We start from the raw sequence: 15,947 nt of genomic DNA, 5'->3' as shown, positions 1-15,947 counted from the left end.
AAGAGTCACAAAGACGTATAGGGCGCAGGCGGGGCGGTCAAGCCGAACCGTAACGTACGATTAAGGCTGGCGGGTCCGCGCTCTTACAGTTGCATTCGATAATTTTTTGCATGTGCAAAGCAGCAAATTGGCTCGACACATGAATCCCGAAGTCATTCGGCGAAACCACCCGGCCGTGCTTGCTTGAACTCACGGCTCAGCTCGCCGCCTTGCCGAAGAAATCCTTGACCTTGGTGAAGAAGCCAGCCGCCTCGGGCTGGGTCGCTCCCGAGGACAGCTTCTCGAACTCGGCCAGCAGCTCTTGCTGCTTCTTGGTCAGGTTCTGCGGCGTCTCGACCACGATCTGGACATACATGTCGCCGGTCTGGCGCGAGCGCAGCACCGGCATGCCCTTGGCCGCGATCCGGAACCGGCGCCCGGACTGCGCACCGGCGGGAATCTTAACCTTGGTCTTGCCCTTGTCGATCGTCGGCACCTCGAACTCGCCGCCAAGCGCCGCCGTCACCATTGAGATCGGCACCCGACAATGCAGGTCGGCGCCGTCGCGCTGGAAGAACTCGTGCTGGGTCAGCGACAGGAAGATGTAGAGATCGCCGGGTGGTCCGCCGCGCAACCCCGCCTCGCCCTCGCCGGCAAGACGAATGCGGGTGCCGTCCTCGACGCCCTGGGGAATGTTGACGGACAGCGTGCGGTCACGGGTGACGCGTCCGGAGCCGGAGCAGGACGGACAGGGGTCCTCGATCATCTGGCCACGGCCGTGACAGCCGGGGCAGGTCCGCTCCAGGGTGAAGAAGCCCTGCGCCTGCCGCACGCGGCCGGCGCCGCCGCACATCGAGCAGGTCTTCGGCTTGGTGCCGGCCTTGGCGCCGGTGCCGGAGCAGGATTCGCAGGTCACCGAGACCGGAATCTCGATCTGCGCCGTCTTGCCCTGGAACGCCTCTTCCAAGGTGATTTCCATGTTGTAGCGCAGATCGGCGCCGCGCTCGCGCCCGGTGCCGCCGCGTCGCTGCCCGGCCATGCCGAACAGGTCCTCGAAGATGTCAGAGAACGAGGAGGCAAAGCCGGCGCCGAAGCCGTGCGCGCCGCCCATGCCGCCCTGCTCGAAGGCGGCGTGGCCATAGCGGTCGTAGGCGGCGCGCTTGTCGGCGTCGCGCAGCACCTCGTAGGCCTCGTTGATTTCCTTGAATTTCACTTCGCTGGAGGCATCGCCCGGATTCTTGTCCGGATGCCACTTCATGGCCAGCTTGCGGAAGGCGGCCTTGAGCTTGGTCTCGTCGGCGTCGCGTTCGACTTCCAGGGTCTCGTAGTAGCAGCGCTTGGTGGACATCAATCAAACCCGCCCGAACTTCGCCCAACAGGAACGGCTCGCGCGACAGTCGCGCGCGTTCCGAGGCCAACGAAAATGACCCCCATCCAACGAGCAGCGAAGCGCGCTCTTTGGCATGGGGGTCATGATCATCGCCTCTGCCTCAGTTAAGCAGATTTCTTCTTGTCGTCGTCGACCTCGGTGAACTCCGCGTCGACCACGTCATCCTTGGCGGCGTCGCGGGCCGCGTCGCTTTCGGCCTGCTGCTTGTACATGGCCTCGCCGAGCTTCATCGACGCCTGGGCCAGCGTGTTGGTCTTGGCCTTGATCGCCTCGGCATCGTCGCCCTTCAGCGCTTCCTTGAGATCGCTGACGGCATCCTCGATGGCGCGGCGCTCGGTGTCGGCGACCTTCGAGCCATGCTCGGCCAGCGCCTTCTCGGTGGAGTGCACCAGCGCGTCCGCATGGTTCTTGGCGTCGACCGCCTCGCGGCGCTTCTTGTCCGCCGCGGCATTGGCCTCGGCGTCCTTGACCATCTTGTCGATGTCGGCTTCCGACAGACCACCCGAGGCCTGGATGCGGATCTGCTGCTCCTTGCCGGTGGCCTTGTCCTTGGCCGAGACGTTGACGATGCCGTTCGCGTCGATGTCGAACGTCACCTCGATCTGCGGCATGCCGCGCGGGGCCGGCGGAATGCCCATCAGGTCGAACTGACCGAGCATCTTGTTGTCGGCCGCCATCTCGCGCTCACCCTGGAAGACCCGGATGGTGACCGCGTTCTGATTGTCCTCGGCGGTCGAGAACACCTGGCTCTTCTTGGTCGGGATCGTGGTGTTGCGGTCGATGATGCGGGTGAACACGCCGCCCAAGGTTTCGATGCCGAGGGACAGCGGCGTCACGTCGAGCAGCAGCACGTCCTTGACGTCGCCCTGCAGCACGCCGGCCTGAATCGCCGCACCGATCGCCACCACCTCGTCGGGGTTGACGCCCTTATGCGGCTCCTTGCCGAAGAACTGCTTCACCATCTCCTGGATCTTCGGCATGCGGGTCATGCCGCCGACCAGCACCACTTCGCCGATCTCGCCGGCGGTCAGGCCGGCATCCTTCAGCGCCTTGCGGCACGGCTCGATGGTCTTCTCGACGAGGTCGGCCACCAGCGCCTCGAACTTGGCGCGGGTCAGCTTCATCGTCAGATGCTTCGGACCGGACTGGTCCGCGGTGATGAAGGGCAGGTTGATCTCGGTCTGCGTGGTCGACGACAGCTCGATCTTGGCCTTCTCGGCAGCTTCCTTGAGGCGCTGCAGGGCGAGCTTGTCGTTGCGCAGGTTGATGCCCTGCTCCTTCTGGAATTCGTCGGCGAGGTAGCTGACCAGACGCATGTCGAAGTCTTCACCGCCGAGGAAGGTGTCGCCGTTGGTCGACTTCACCTCGAACACGCCGTCGCCGATCTCCAGGATCGAGACGTCGAAGGTGCCGCCGCCGAGGTCGTACACGGCGATGGTGCCGGCCTTCGTCTTGTCGAGGCCGTAGGCGAGCGCAGCCGCGGTCGGCTCGTTGATGATGCGCAGAACCTCAAGGCCCGCGATCTTGCCCGCGTCCTTGGTGGCCTGGCGCTGGGCGTCGTTGAAGTAGGCGGGGACGGTGATGACGGCCTGGTCGACCTTCTGGCCGAGATGGGCTTCCGCGGTCTCCTTCATCTTCTGCAGGATGAAGGCGGAGACCTGCGAGGGCGAATAGGTCTTGCCGTCGGCCTCGACCCAGGCGTCGCCGTTGCCGGCTTTGACGATCTTGTAGGGGACGAGCTTCTTGTCCTTCTCGACCATCGGGTCGTCGTAGCGGCGGCCGATCAGTCGCTTGACCGCGAAGAAGGTGCGTTCGGGGTTGGTCACGGCCTGGCGCTTGGCCGGCTGGCCGACCAGGCGTTCGCCATCGTCACTGAACGCGACGATCGACGGCGTCGTGCGCATGCCCTCGGCGTTCTCGATGACTTTCGACGATTTGCCGTCCATGACGGCCACGCACGAATTCGTGGTGCCGAGATCGATCCCGATGACCTTTCCCATGGTCTCATATTCCTTCTTTTTGCGGCAGGTTGGGTGGGGCCCTGACGGCGCCCCCATCCAAAACCCCCTCAGATCAAATGCTCGCGATATTGCGACGATGAGCGTCATATAGGAGGGGGGGACTGGCCCGCAAGGACCGGACCAGGGGTTCGACCCAACGAAAATCACGGCCGTCGCCGAACGACCTCATGGAGACATCAGAGCGGCTCATCGGAATTGGCGGCGACGCGAAACGGCGGCTCGGACCGGAGGCGACTGCGCGAATCCACCTGCCGGCACGTCGAATGGCCCCGTGCGAAATAGGAGGGTGCGGTCGCGGACAAGTGCGACAAATCCGGTACCGCTGATCTGCCCCAATGACCGAAATGCGTTGTTAACCCACGGGCCCTAGCCTGCCGCACTCCTGGGACGGGAATGAGGCATGGTCATCGACTCCGATTGGGGCTTTCCGCAGCGCGCGCGCGAAGCCGGCCAAGCCACGTTCCCGAGACTGCTGATCTGTGCCATCGTGGTTGCAGCGGCGTGGCTGCGGTACGTCCTTCCCCTCAATGTCGATGTCAGCTGGTGGCTCCTCGTCAGCGAGCGCATGCTCGATGGACAGCGGCTCTACGTCGACATCCTCGAGACGAACCCGCCGATGGCTGGGTCGGTCTATCTGCTGGCCGTCGCGCTGGCGCGTGCGATCCATCTCAGGCCCGAGCTGGCGACGAATATCCTGATCTTCGTGCTGACCGCGGCATCCCTGACGCTGGTATGGCTGGTGCTGCGGACATCGGCCCTGCGCCATCGCCTCGCCGACGGCAGGCTGGCGGCGTGGACGACCGCCCTGCTTCTGATCGCGCCGATGTATGATTTCGGCCAGCGGGAACATCTGGCCCTGATCACGATATTGCCGGCGATCGCGGTGTACATCCTGCGCGCCAGGCGCGAGCGGGTGGCCCCGGCGGCCATGCTCATCGCCGGTCTCAGCGCCGGCCTCACGATGAGCTTCAAGCCTTATTTCGCCTTCAGCGTCGGCTTCTGCATACTCGCCGCCGCGGCTCAGGCGCGCGACTGGCGCGTGCTGTTCGCGCTGGAGAACTGGATCGCCGCGGCACTGGTGCTGATCAACGCGGCGTGCATCTACCTGTTTTTTCCCGAATATTTCACGGTCATCTATCCGCTGGTCCGCGACGTCTATCTGCTTCTGAAGGCGCCCGTGCCGACCATCCTCGTGACCCTGCCGATGGGCCTGTGGCTGGCTGCAGCAGTCATCATCCTCATTCTTCAGCGCACGCAGCACGAGCGCGACGCCGCATCGTTCACCACATTGGCCGCATCACTTGGGTTCCTGGTGTCATTCGTCGCGCAGCAAAAGGGCTGGGGCTACCATGCCTATCCGATGGTGGCGCTGGCGCTGCTTGCCGCCGGCCTTGCCGTGTCGGCGATCGACGCCAGCCGCGACGCGCGACGCTGGCCGCGTGTCGCCACCGCTCTCGCCGGCGCCGTGCTCTTCGTGCAGACCTGCTTCTGGTTCAATGGTAGTGTCGACGTCCAGCAGATCGAAGCCCAGGTGGCCCGGCTCGGGCCGCGCCCGAGCATGCTCGTGCTCAGCGCGGCGGCGGTCATCGGGCACCCCATGGTGCGGACCCTTGATGGCACCTGGATCTCGCGCCAGGAGGCGTTCTGGGTTCGGGAAATCGTTCGCCGGTCGCAACAAGACGGAACCATCGATTCACAGACTGCGCAGAGGCTCGCGCCCTATGTGGAACGTGAACGCGCCGGGATCATCGCCGACTTCCGGAGGCAACCGCCCGACGTCGTCCTGATCGACAATCAGAACAGCGACTGGGGCGACTGGGCGCGTTCCGACCCCGAGATCAGGGCTCTGCTCGCGCCCTATGTGCTGGTGCAGACCGTCGATGGCGTCGAAATCCTGAAGCGCGGCTAGCACGGCACCGTCATCAGCCCGCCTTTCGAGGCGAAATGACCTGGGAAATGCGACCCGCAGGGCGCGCTGATCGCCGCAGGCGATCAAAACCGCGCGCCCGGCCTGTTGCGGGGGGCGCAAAGCCGCTAAAAGCGTGCCGCCGAAGACCACGCTGGCGAGGACCCCCCGACCGCCTCGGCGCGAGGCCTCGGTCAACGAGGCAATGTTTGATGATGATCGTTCGACTCTTCGCCGCGGCTACCCTGCTGATGTCGCTGCTGCACTCCGCCATGGCCGCCGAAGCCATATTTCCGCCCGGCGTCCGCGTCGGGCTCGCGCCGCTGGTGGGGCTCGCCAAGGCCAAGACGTTTTCCGGCTTCGAAACCGAGGACCAGAGCGTCAAGGTGCTGCTGACCGAACTGCCGGCGGCCGCCTATGGCGAGGTGAAGAATGCGTTTACCGCCAATCCCGCCGGGACCGGCAACGTCAAGCCGGAGAGCATCGAGACCGCCGCCGGCACCGCCTACTACACGGTTGAGAACGGTCGGGATGGCGCCACGCCGGTGCGGCGCTACTCGATGATCCTGCCCGGCAACGGCTTCTCCGGCTACGTGGCCGTGCAGATCCCGGAGACCGCGAGCCGGATCTACACCGACGATGCCGTGCGTCAGATGTTCGCCTCCGCCGTCGTCCGCAAGGACGTTCCCGTCGACGAGCAGCTCGCGATGATGCCGTTCAAGGTGACCGAGCTCTCCGGGTTCAAGACCATCCGCACGCTCGGGCCGGGTGCCTTGATCCTGGCCGACGGCGAAGAGGACAAGGGCTTCGAAGCCGCGCCCTTCGTGGTGATCGGGCTCGTGGCCGGGGTGGCCCCGGAGGCGGGCGACCGCGCGCGTGTCGCCCAGCAGGCGGCCACCACCATTCCGGGCGTCCGCGAAGCGCGCATCACGATGTCCGAACCGATCCGCATCGACGGCCAGCCGGCCTACGAGACCCGGCTCGAAGCCACCAGCGGCAAGGACAATACGCCGGTGACCGTGGTGCAATGGCTGCGCTTCGGCGGGCCGAATACGCTGCGGATCATCGGCAGCGCGCCGCGCGATCAGTGGTCGGTAGCCTTCCCGCGCTTCCGCGCCGTCCGCGACGGCATCCAGCCGAGAGGCTAAGCCCAACTCGGTATCCGGACGCCGCGGTCTCATCGGCCGCGGTCCACTTGCCGCGACACGAACTACAAACTCGCGCCGACAAACAAGAAGCCACGGGCATCACCGCCCGTGGCTTCTTCGTTGGACTGATAGGACGGCAGGAGAAGGCCTGCCTATGCTCACCGTCACGCGGCGCTGTTCGACTGATCGTTGCTCGGCGCGGGCGCCGCCTTCGCGCCACCCTTGGACACGCCGACCAGCGCGGGACGCAGGATGCGCTCGCCGATCATGAAGCCGGCCTGCACGACCTGCACCACGGTGCCCGACGGCACCGACGAATCCGGGACCTCGTACATCGCCTGCTGGAAGTTGGGGTCGAACTTCTCTCCCGTCGGATCGAACTTCTTGACGCCGTTCTTCTCCAGCGTGTTGAGCAGCGAGCGCTCGGTGAGCTCGACGCCCTCGATCAACGATTTGAGGCCTGCATCGGCATTGGCGCGGGTCTCGGCCGGCACGGCATCGAGCGCGCGCTGCAGATTGTCGGCGATGTCGAGCACGTCGCGCGCGAAACCGGTGATGCCGTACATGCGTGCATCGGCGACTTCACGGGCCGTCCGCTTGCGCAGGTTCTCCATCTCCGCCAGCGTGCGCAGCATCTTGTCGCGCGCGTCGGCCGCCTCCTTGGCAAGGGCCTCGGCCGAGCCGGTCTCAGGATCGTCGGGCATGATGTAGGGCTTGGAGACGACGGGGTCGCTGGCCTGCGCCGGGTTTTCCGGATCATTCTTGTGCAGGTCGGGATCGGTCATGGACAGACTCGCAAGTTCGGCTGACGGGTTTTGGGGGTATGGGGCGGGATATCGTGCTTTGAGCGTCGAAAATCAAGCGCAGCCTGACCATCGCGCCCGGAGGCGCTGTCCGCGGGTTAACCATGCCACGCGTCAGCCACCCAGCAGCCGGCTGACCAGACGCGCGGCATAATCGACCGTCGGGATCACCCGGGCATAGTTGAGCCGGGTCGGACCGATGACGCCGAGTACGCCGACGATGCGACCCGTGGCGTCGGAATAGGGCGAGACGATCGTCGACGAGCCCGACAGCGAGAACAGCTTGTTCTCCGAGCCGATGAAGATGCGGACACCTTCCGCGTTCTCTGCCCGTCCAAGCAGATCGACGACGCCGCGCTTGGTCTCGAGATCGTCGAACAGCCGCCGCACGCGCTCGAGATCTTCGAGCGCATGCAGGTCCTCGAGCAGGTTGGCGTGGCCGCGCACGATGAGCTGCCGCTCGTCGCTGTCCCCTCCGGACCAGCTCGCGACACCGGCGGCGATCACCTTCTGCGTCAGCAGGTCGAGCTCGGCGCGATCATGCGCCAGCGCCGTCTCGAGCTCGAGCCGTGCTTCCGCCAGCGTCCGGCCTCTGATGCGGGCATTGAGGAAATTCGACGCCTCGGTCAGCGCCGAGGACGGCACGCCCGGCGGCAGAACCAGAACCCGGTTCTCGACCTGCCCGTCCTCGCCCACCAGCACGACCAGCGCACGCTCGGGCTCGAGCCGCACGAACTCGATGTGCTTCAGCCGAGTGTTGGATTTTGCGGTCAGCACCACGGCAGCGGCACGGGTCAGACCCGACAGCCGGGTCAGCGCCTCGTCCAGAGCGGCCTCGACCGATTGCGCCCGCCCGACCGCGGCGAGCTGGCTCTGGATCGATTGCTGCTCAGCCTCGGTCATGTCGCCGACCTGCATCAGGGCGTCCACGAAGAAACGCAGGCCGGCCTCGGTCGGCAGCCGGCCGGCCGAGGTGTGCGGCGCGTAGATCAGGCCGAGCTGCTCGAGATCGGCCATGACGTTGCGCACCGAGGCCGGCGACAGCGGAACCGCGATCAGCCGCGAAATGTTGCGCGAGCCGACCGGCTCGCCGGTCGCCAGATAGCTTTCGACGATCTGCCGGAAGATCTCGCGCGAGCGCTCGTTGAGCTGCGCCAGACCGGCCGGCGGTGTCATCAGGTTGATCGGATCGTGGTGGGCCACCAGATGCTCTCCTCGCAGCTGCCTATAATGTGTCCATGCGGCGGCTCGGTGGCAAGCCGGTCGTCGCGTGCTCTCGGGCGCGACGAGGCCATGATAATCCCTTGATAAGCCCTTGCCGCTGCCGGTCGCGGCTCCTACAAGGCCGGTCAAAGTCGGTCTTTCGCGCGCTTTCACGGAGAGAATCATGCGGCCGAGCCGCCGTGCACCGGATGAACTGCGGGCCGTGAGCCTGGAACGCGGCGTCGTCAAATACGCCGAGGGCTCCTGCCTGGTGAAGTTCGGCGACACCCATGTGCTGGTCACCGCCACGCTGGAGGACCGGCTGCCGCCCTGGCTCAAGGGCCAGGGGCGCGGCTGGATCACGGCTGAATACGGCATGCTGCCGCGCGCCACGCTGGAACGGACCCGGCGCGAGGCCTCCGCCGGCAAGCAGACCGGTCGCACCGTCGAGATCCAGCGTCTGATCGGCCGCTCGCTGCGCACCGCGATCGACCTGGAAGCGCTCGGCGAGCGCCAGATCACGGTCGATTGCGACGTGCTGCAGGCCGACGGCGGCACGCGCACGGCGTCGATCACCGGCGCCTGGGTGGCGCTGGCCGACTGCATCAAGTGGATGAAGTCGCGCAACATGATCAAGACCGAGGTGCTGCGCGCCAACGTCGCCGCGATCTCCTGCGGCATCTACAACGGCACGCCGGTGCTGGATCTCGACTACGCCGAGGATTCCGAGGCGGAGACCGACGCCAATTTCGTCATGACCGGCGACGGCCGCATCATCGAGGTGCAGGGCACGGCGGAGAAGACGCCGTTCACCGAGGCCGAGCTCCTGGCGCTGATGGCACTGGCCCGCAAGGGCGTGGCGCGACTGGTCGACCTGCAGAAGATGGCGGTCGCGTGAGTAGCGGTCATCGCAAGCTCACCGGGCGCCTCGTCATCGCGACCCACAATCCCGGCAAGCTTGCCGAGATGCGCGAGCTGCTCGCCCCCCATGGCGTCGAGGCGGTGTCGGCCGGCGATCTCGGCCTGGACGAGCCGGACGAGACCGGCGAGACCTTCCAGGCCAACGCCCGCATCAAGGCGGTCGCCGCGGCCAGAGCAGCGCAGCTTCCTGCCTTTGCCGACGATTCCGGTATCGTGGTTCATGCGCTCGATGGGGCGCCGGGGATCTATTCGGCGCGCTGGGCCGGACCGGACAAGGATTTCACCAGCGCGATGGCGCGGATCGAGCGCCTGCTGCAGGAGCGGGACGCGAGGAGTGCCGACAAGCGCACCGCGCATTTCGTCTCGGCGCTGTGCGTGGCGTGGCCGGACGGTCATGTCGAGGAGGTCGAGGCGCGGGTCGACGGCGCCCTGGTCTGGCCGCCGCGCGGCACGGCGGGCTTCGGCTACGACCCGATGTTCCTGCCCGAGGGGCACGACCGGACCTTCGGCGAGATGACCAGCATCGAGAAGCATGGCCTGCCGCCGCTCGGGCTCGGCCTGTCGCACCGGGCGCGCGCCTTCGTGAAGCTCGCGGAGATCTGCCTTGACCAGCGCTGACAGCGAAGCGTTCGGCGTCTATGTGCACTGGCCGTTCTGCCTGTCGAAATGTCCGTATTGCGACTTCAACAGCCACGTCCGGCATGCCGCCATCGATCAGGACCGCTTCGCCCGCGCCTTCGCGCAGGAGATCGCGACCACGGCCGCCCGCATCGGGCCGCGCACCGTCACGTCGATTTTTCTCGGCGGCGGCACGCCGTCGCTGATGCAGCCGCAGACGGTCGGCGCCATTCTCGACGCGATCGGCAAGCACTGGCACGTCGCTGGCGATGTCGAGGTGTCGCTCGAAGCCAATCCGACCAGCGTCGAGGCGACACGCTTTGCCGGCTATCGCGCCGCCGGCGTCAACCGGGTCTCGCTCGGCGTCCAGGCGATGGACGATGCGTCGCTCAAGATGCTGGGACGCCTGCACACCGCCGAGGAGGCGATGAAGGCGGTGGCGATCGCGCGCAATGCGTTCGAGCGTTATTCGTTCGATCTGATCTACGCCCGGCCCGACCAGACGCCGGCGATGTGGACCGAGGAGCTGACGCGCGCGATCGGCGAGGCGGCTGAGCACCTGTCGCTGTATCAACTGACGATCGAGGAAGGCACGCCGTTCTTCGGCCTGCACGCCGCAGGCAAGCTGAAGACGCCGGATGAAGGCCTGGCCCGCACCTTGTACGACGTCACGCAGGAGATCTGTGGCCGTCACGGACTGCCGGCCTATGAGATCTCCAATCATGCCCGCCCGGGCGCGGAGTGCCGGCACAATCTGATCTATTGGCGCGGCCACGAATATGCCGGCATCGGCCCCGGCGCCCATGGTCGTCTCGACATCGGCGGCATCAGGCATGCGACCGCGACCGACAAGCGGCCGGAGGCCTGGCTGATGCGGGTGGAGTCCAACGGTCATGGTGTGATGACCGACGACGAGCTCAACCGCGAGGAGCGCGCCGACGAATTCCTGCTGATGGGGCTGCGTTTGGCCGAAGGCATCGACCCCAGGCGGTATGCCGCGATCTCCGGCCGTGCGCTCGATCCGCGCCGCATCGCGCTGCTGCGCGAGGAGGGCGCCATCGCGGTCGATCCGGATGGACGGCTGCGCGTGACTCAGGATGGCTTTCCGGTGCTCGACGCGGTCGTCGCCGATCTCGCCGCCTGAAGGATTCTGCGACTCACGTCGCGCTGAAGCTCTTCGGCGCGCCGGCGACCGTCTGTCCGCCCCCCGAACCGACGCGCATCACGGCAAGCCCGCGCTCATTGGTGCCGTCGCTGCGGAACCGGAACAGCCCATCGATGCCGGCAAAGCCCGATGCATTGGTCAGGACATCGGGCGCGAAGCGCTGGTTGCCCTGGGTGCGCGCCAACGCGGCCACGAGCGCCACCGCGTCGTAGGCGAGGGTTGCCGTGCGCACGGGATCGCCACCGAACCGCGTCCGGTAGCGACCGGCGAAGGCGCGGAAGCCGGAGGGATCCGGCGCAGCATAGAGGCCACCCTGCAGGCTGGCGCTGGCATAAACGCGCGGATTGTCCCACAGCCCCGTGCCGAGCAACTGAATGTTGCGCAGATTGGCGCCGGCAGCGGTCAGCGCATCGGCCGTCGCCGCGACCGATTCGCCGTCGTCGGCCAGCAGCAGCGCATCGGCACCGCCGAGCGCCTGCGCCACCGTGCGCGCAGGCCCGGCGCGGTCGCTGGAATATTTCTCGAACGCAACGATGCGTCCGCCGCGGCGGCTGACCGCGGTCTTGAACGCACCCTCGACGACGGTTCCATAGGCATTGTCGGGCAGCAGCGCCGCGAACGAGCGTTTGCCGACGCTGGCGGAATATTCGACGATACGGCTGGCGTCGGACTCCGGCAGGAAGCTGAGCAGATAGACGCCGCGCCCCGCCACGCTCGAATCGGTCGAGAAGGCGATGACCGAGATGTTGCGCGCGCGCGCCACCTGGGCGGTCGCCGGTACCGAGCCCGCGAACAGCGGACCGAGAATGATCTCGGCGCCTTCGTCGCAGGCCTGTTGCGCGCCCTGCTGCGCCCCTTGCGGGCTGCCGGCGTCGTCCTTGATCAGGAGCTGGATGTTGGGGTTCTGAAACTCGGCGAGCGCCATCTCGGCCGCGTTCTTCATCGATTGCGCAGCCACGCCGGCATTGCCCGACGCCGACAGCGGCAGAATCAGCCCGACCTTGACCTGGCCGTTACCGGCAACCGCCGGCTGCTGCGGCGGTCCCGCCGGCGCCGTCGGCTGCTCGAACGGATTGAAGCCCTGCTGGACGTTGGAGCACGCCGACAGCAGCGGCGCGCCGACGATCAGGCCCAGCGCCGTTCGCCGGGCGACCCCATGGGGTCCCGGACCGAGAGAGTTGGGATGACGCGGGCCCACCATGGCATCTCTTCGTTCGGCCAAGACCGGCCAGAAGTTCCCCAAACGCACGTCCGCCAAGCCGTGCTGATTCACTCATATTGTCGACGAATAGTTAAGCAAAACAAAAGGCTGTCACCGCCACAAAGCCGATCAATTCGACGTTTTGTACGGCCTATCCCCTGCTCGTACACATCCCCATTGACGTGCAGTTTCGGACTTGAAGGTTCGATGAACGGCCGCGCGCCGATGCCGATCGGAACTTCAAAATTGCTGCGCTGCTGTTCCCCTGTGGCAATCCCGCGGCATGCCCTTTAAATTACCTCGATGGGCGCGAAGGCAATCCCCAAGACGTCGCCAGACGACGGCAAATCTTCCACCACGTCGACCTACCTAGTGGCGGGTCAAATCGTCGTGGCGCCCAAGGCACGGCCTGGATTGCATCTGGTGGCAACGCCGATCGGCAATCTCGGCGACATCACGCTGCGTGCACTGGAAACCCTGGCCGGCGCCGACATCATCTTCTGCGAGGACACGCGAATCACGCGGCGCCTGACCGAGCGCTACGGCCTGGGCGCGGAACTCGCAGCCTATCATGAGCACAATGCCGAAGCGGTCAGGCCGCGGATCCTGCAACGTCTGGCCCAAGGCGCAGCCATCGCGCTGGTGTCGGACGCCGGCACGCCGCTGATCTCCGATCCCGGCTACAAGCTGGTGCGCGAGGCCTGTGAGGCCGGACACGCCGTCACCGCGCTGCCGGGACCTTCCGCCGTGCTCGCGGCGCTGAGCGTGGCGGCGTTGCCGACCGACCGCTTCTTCTTCGAGGGATTCCTGCCGGCCAAGCAGCAGGCGCGGCGCACGCGGCTGTCCGAGCTCGCGCGGATCGAGGCGACGCTGGTTCTGTTCGAGGCGGGCAGCCGGGTGCAGGAGACGCTGGCCGATCTCGCCGATGCCATGACTGGGCGTCAGGCCGCGATCTGCCGCGAGCTCACCAAGCTGCACGAAGAGGTGCTGCGCGGAGCAATCGGCGATCTCGCTGCACGGGCCGGCGATCTCGAAACGCGCGGCGAATTCGTGCTGGTGATCGGTCCACCGCCGCGCGATGCCGAGGTGCTGACCCAGGACGCGCTGGACGCCGTGCTCAGGGATCTGTTGCAGCGATCGAGCGTCAAGGACGCCGTGATGCATGCCGTCGAGCTGTCGCGCCGGCCGCGACGCGAGGTGTATGCGCGCGCGCTCGAGCTCTCGAAGGGCGCGCGGTCGGGGGAGGCCGATGGCAAAGACTGAGCGTGCCTCCCCAGACAAGCCGGCGAAGACGGCGGCACCCGAGCGCGTCGCCGCCTTCCGCACTGGATTGTCGGCGGAAGCCCGTGCCGCAGCACTGCTGATCGCCAAGGGCTACCGCATCCTCGCCAGACGCTTCCGCACGCCCCATGGCGAGATCGACATCATAGTGCGCAAGCGCAGCCTGGTCGCCTTCGTCGAGGTCAAGGCGCGCGCCTCGCTCGACGATGCGGCCTATGCCGTGACGCCTCGCCAGCAGCAGCGCATCATCGATGCCGCCCAGGCCTGGCTGATGGCGCATCCGGACCATGCCGAATTCGAGCTGCGCTTCGATGCGATTCTGGTTGCGCCGCGCAGCCTGCCGCGCCATCTGATGGCGGCCTTCGACGCCAGCACCTGACATGAACTGACTGCAGAGAGCAGGGACCTGCCCATGAAACTGAATGTCGCCGTCCAGATGGATCCGATCGCGCGCATCAACATCCGCGGCGACTCGACCTTTGCGATGCTGCTCGAAGCACAGCGGCGCGGACATGGCCTGTGCTACTACACGCCGGACAAGCTGTCGCTGCGCGGCGAGGAGCTGTACGCGCCGGTGCAGGCGCTGACCGTGCGCGACCAGGTCGACGACCACTTCACGCTCGGCGAGCCCAAGCCGACGGCGCTGACCTCGTTCGACGTCGTGCTGCTGCGCCAGGATCCGCCGTTCGATCTCGCCTACATCACCTCGACGCACTTCCTCGAGCGCATCCATCCGAAGACGCTGGTGATCAACGATCCCGCCAGCGTGCGCAACGCGCCGGAAAAGCTGTTCGTGATGAACTTCCCCCAATTGATGCCGCCGACCTTGATCTCGCGCGATCTCGACGAGATCAACGCCTTCCGCGATCAGCACGGCGCTGTCGTGATGAAGCCGCTGCATGGCCATGGCGGCGCGGCGGTGTTCCGCGTCATGCCGCAGGACATGAATTTCGGCTCGCTGTTCGACATGTTCTCGGTGACGTTCAAGGAGCCCTGGGTGATCCAGCGCTTCCTCCCCGAAGTGAAGCATGGCGACAAGCGCATCATCCTGGTCGACGGCGAGTTCGCCGGCGCCGTCAACCGCGTGCCGGCGGCGGACGATCTGCGCTCCAACATGGTGCGCGGCGGCGCCGCGCAGGCCACCGATCTCAGCGCCCGTGAGCGCGAGATCTGCGACACGCTGGGTCCGGAATTGCGCGCGCGCGGCCTGCTGCTGGTCGGCATCGACGTCATCGATGGCAACCTCACCGAGATCAACGTGACGTCGCCGACCGGCATCCGCGCGATCTCGCGGCTCGGGGGCCCCGACATCGCCGCCCGCGTATGGGACGTCATCGAGAGCAAGCGGCGCTGATCAGGCACCGTCCCACATGGCTGGGGATAAGGCCAGCCAACGCGGTCATTCCGATGCGTCAGAAGCGGAGCGGAATCGCCGACATCAACGCATTTCATGATATGACGCGGGTCTCATGCGTCTCGTCCTGACCACCTGGAACATCAATTCGGTGCGCCTGCGCATCGACCTCGTCGCCAAGCTCATCAAGCAGGTCAGGCCCGATGTGCTGTGCCTGCAGGAGACCAAGTGCATCGACGACGCTTTCCCGCTGAAGCGTTTCAAGCGGCTCGGCTATGAGCACGTCGCGCTGAACGGGCAGAAGGGCTATCACGGCGTCGCCGTGATCTCGAAATGGCCGTTCGAGGAGACCAACGTCCGCACCTTCTGCGACAAGGTGGATTCGCGCCACATCACGGTGGCGTTCGGCGAGAAGGCGCAGCTCGCGCAGCCGCTGGTGCTGCACAATTTCTACGTGCCCGCAGGGGGCGACATTCCCGACCCCGCGCTCAACCCGAAATTCGAGCACAAGCTGCAATTCCTCGACGAGATGAAGGCGTGCGAGCCGCTGCATCCGCGCGGCGACGACCGGCACATCCTGGTCGGCGATCTCAACGTCGCGCCGCATGAACACGATGTCTGGTCGCATAAGCAGCTCCTGAAGGTGGTGTCGCACACGCCGATCGAATGCGAGAAGCTGTTGGCGGCGCAGACCCATGGCGAATGGGTCGACGTCGCCCGCGAGCGCATCCCGATGTCGGAGAAGGTCTACACCTGGTGGAGCTACCGTGCCGCCGACTGGACCGTCGGTGATCGCGGCCGAAGGCTCGACCACATCTGGGTGTCACGCGCACTGAAGGACCGGGTCAGCGACTTCAGGATCCTGCGCGACGCCCGCAGCTGGGAGCGGCCGTCGGATCATGTGCCGGTCACGGTGACGCTGGACGTGTCGTAGCGAAAGCGAAGCTGACCCGCCCG

General features: G+C 66.4%; 14 protein-coding genes. 9 read left to right on the top strand and 5 right to left on the bottom strand.

What is annotated here, in order from left to right; genetic code table 11:
• Positions 1 to 196 precede the first annotated feature (196 nt).
• Positions 197 to 1,327 carry a molecular chaperone DnaJ gene (dnaJ, locus tag QW868_RS09325; protein WP_315740388.1) on the bottom strand — a complete coding sequence of 377 codons (1,131 nt, stop codon included), beginning with the start codon at positions 1,325 to 1,327 and terminating at the stop codon, positions 197 to 199.
• A 146-nt stretch (positions 1,328 to 1,473) separates the two neighbouring features.
• A complete protein-coding gene (gene dnaK, locus QW868_RS09320; RefSeq protein WP_012040546.1) occupies positions 1,474 to 3,369 on the bottom strand; it encodes a molecular chaperone DnaK in 1,896 nt (631 codons plus the stop codon).
• 421 nt (positions 3,370 to 3,790) lie between these two features.
• Between dnaK and QW868_RS09315 the strand changes: the two genes are divergently transcribed.
• Together QW868_RS09315 and QW868_RS09310 are read left to right on the top strand one after the other, a co-directional pair.
• Positions 3,791 to 5,299, top strand: coding sequence for a hypothetical protein (locus QW868_RS09315; RefSeq protein ID WP_316230399.1), 1,509 nt, complete (start codon positions 3,791 to 3,793; stop codon positions 5,297 to 5,299).
• A gap of 209 nt (positions 5,300 to 5,508) precedes the next feature.
• Entirely contained in the window at positions 5,509 to 6,444 is a 936-nt protein-coding gene (locus tag QW868_RS09310) for a hypothetical protein (RefSeq protein ID WP_316230398.1), read from the top strand.
• Positions 6,445 to 6,608: 164 nt separating this feature from the next.
• Here the strand turns inward: QW868_RS09310 and grpE are convergent, their stop codons facing one another.
• Positions 6,609 to 7,229 (bottom strand): nucleotide exchange factor GrpE, encoded by a 621-nt coding sequence (gene grpE, locus QW868_RS09305; RefSeq protein ID WP_316230397.1) that lies wholly within the window; start codon positions 7,227 to 7,229, stop codon positions 6,609 to 6,611.
• A gap of 132 nt (positions 7,230 to 7,361) precedes the next feature.
• Positions 7,362 to 8,450 (bottom strand): heat-inducible transcriptional repressor HrcA, encoded by a 1,089-nt coding sequence (gene hrcA / locus QW868_RS09300; protein WP_315784965.1) that lies wholly within the window; start codon positions 8,448 to 8,450, stop codon positions 7,362 to 7,364.
• A gap of 184 nt (positions 8,451 to 8,634) precedes the next feature.
• Here hrcA and rph point away from each other — a divergent pair, with 184 nt between their 5' ends.
• Genes rph through hemW form a run of 3 tightly spaced genes read left to right on the top strand, consistent with a single transcriptional unit; the run spans position 8,635 to position 11,133 of the window.
• Positions 8,635 to 9,348: a ribonuclease PH gene (gene rph / locus QW868_RS09295; RefSeq protein WP_315759102.1), complete on the top strand. Its 714-nt coding sequence runs from the start codon at positions 8,635 to 8,637 to the stop codon at positions 9,346 to 9,348.
• A complete protein-coding gene (rdgB, locus tag QW868_RS09290) occupies positions 9,345 to 9,989 on the top strand; it encodes an RdgB/HAM1 family non-canonical purine NTP pyrophosphatase (RefSeq protein ID WP_316230396.1) in 645 nt (214 codons plus the stop codon). The genes rph and rdgB overlap by 4 nt, the downstream gene beginning before the upstream one ends.
• Entirely contained in the window at positions 9,976 to 11,133 is a 1,158-nt protein-coding gene (hemW, locus tag QW868_RS09285) for a radical SAM family heme chaperone HemW (protein WP_315740396.1), read from the top strand. Before rdgB ends, hemW begins: the two co-directional genes overlap by 14 nt.
• A 13-nt stretch (positions 11,134 to 11,146) precedes the next feature.
• Here hemW and QW868_RS09280 read toward each other — a convergent pair whose 3' ends face one another.
• Positions 11,147 to 12,355: a penicillin-binding protein activator gene (locus QW868_RS09280; protein ID WP_315740397.1), complete on the bottom strand. Its 1,209-nt coding sequence runs from the start codon at positions 12,353 to 12,355 to the stop codon at positions 11,147 to 11,149.
• Between the two features lie 303 nt (positions 12,356 to 12,658).
• Between QW868_RS09280 and rsmI the strand changes: the two genes are divergently transcribed.
• From rsmI to QW868_RS09260, 4 genes are all read left to right on the top strand, one after another.
• Complete coding sequence (gene rsmI / locus QW868_RS09275; RefSeq protein ID WP_316230395.1) at positions 12,659 to 13,618, top strand: 16S rRNA (cytidine(1402)-2'-O)-methyltransferase; 960 nt, start codon at positions 12,659 to 12,661, stop codon at positions 13,616 to 13,618.
• Entirely contained in the window at positions 13,605 to 14,015 is a 411-nt protein-coding gene (locus tag QW868_RS09270; RefSeq protein ID WP_315778149.1) for a YraN family protein, read from the top strand. Before rsmI ends, QW868_RS09270 begins: the two co-directional genes overlap by 14 nt.
• A gap of 33 nt (positions 14,016 to 14,048) precedes the next feature.
• The gene (gshB, locus tag QW868_RS09265) at positions 14,049 to 14,990 is read left to right on the top strand and encodes a glutathione synthase (protein WP_315770625.1); all 942 of its coding nucleotides are present in this window, start codon (positions 14,049 to 14,051) and stop codon (positions 14,988 to 14,990) included.
• Between the two features lie 115 nt (positions 14,991 to 15,105).
• Positions 15,106 to 15,924 (top strand): exodeoxyribonuclease III, encoded by an 819-nt coding sequence (locus QW868_RS09260; RefSeq protein WP_315716815.1) that lies wholly within the window; start codon positions 15,106 to 15,108, stop codon positions 15,922 to 15,924.
• Positions 15,925 to 15,947: the final 23 nt, after the last annotated feature.

Origin of the sequence: Bradyrhizobium sp. SZCCHNR1051, from assembly GCF_032489615.1 — a bacterium.
GTDB lineage: Bacteria > Pseudomonadota > Alphaproteobacteria > Rhizobiales > Xanthobacteraceae > Bradyrhizobium.
The sequence above is the reverse complement of the archived record's forward strand: the minus strand, read 5'-3'. Positions and strand labels throughout refer to the sequence as shown.

Bases quoted from the DNA above. Each gene is read 5' to 3' on its own strand.
- grpE (WP_316230397.1), bottom strand. From the start codon at position 7,229: ATGACCGATCCCGACCTGCACAAGAATGATCCGGAAAACCCGGCGCAG.
- QW868_RS09315 (WP_316230399.1), top strand. From the start codon at position 3,791: ATGGTCATCGACTCCGATTGGGGCTTTCCGCAGCGCGCGCGCGAAGCC.
- QW868_RS09270 (WP_315778149.1), top strand. From the start codon at position 13,605: ATGGCAAAGACTGAGCGTGCCTCCCCAGACAAGCCGGCGAAGACGGCG.
- dnaK (WP_012040546.1), bottom strand. From the start codon at position 3,369: ATGGGAAAGGTCATCGGGATCGATCTCGGCACCACGAATTCGTGCGTG.
- rph (WP_315759102.1), top strand. From the start codon at position 8,635: ATGCGGCCGAGCCGCCGTGCACCGGATGAACTGCGGGCCGTGAGCCTG.
- QW868_RS09280 (WP_315740397.1), bottom strand. From the start codon at position 12,355: ATGGTGGGCCCGCGTCATCCCAACTCTCTCGGTCCGGGACCCCATGGG.
- dnaJ (WP_315740388.1), bottom strand. From the start codon at position 1,327: ATGTCCACCAAGCGCTGCTACTACGAGACCCTGGAAGTCGAACGCGAC.
- QW868_RS09260 (WP_315716815.1), top strand. From the start codon at position 15,106: ATGCGTCTCGTCCTGACCACCTGGAACATCAATTCGGTGCGCCTGCGC.
- QW868_RS09310 (WP_316230398.1), top strand. From the start codon at position 5,509: ATGATGATCGTTCGACTCTTCGCCGCGGCTACCCTGCTGATGTCGCTG.
- gshB (WP_315770625.1), top strand. From the start codon at position 14,049: ATGAAACTGAATGTCGCCGTCCAGATGGATCCGATCGCGCGCATCAAC.
- rsmI (WP_316230395.1), top strand. From the start codon at position 12,659: ATGGGCGCGAAGGCAATCCCCAAGACGTCGCCAGACGACGGCAAATCT.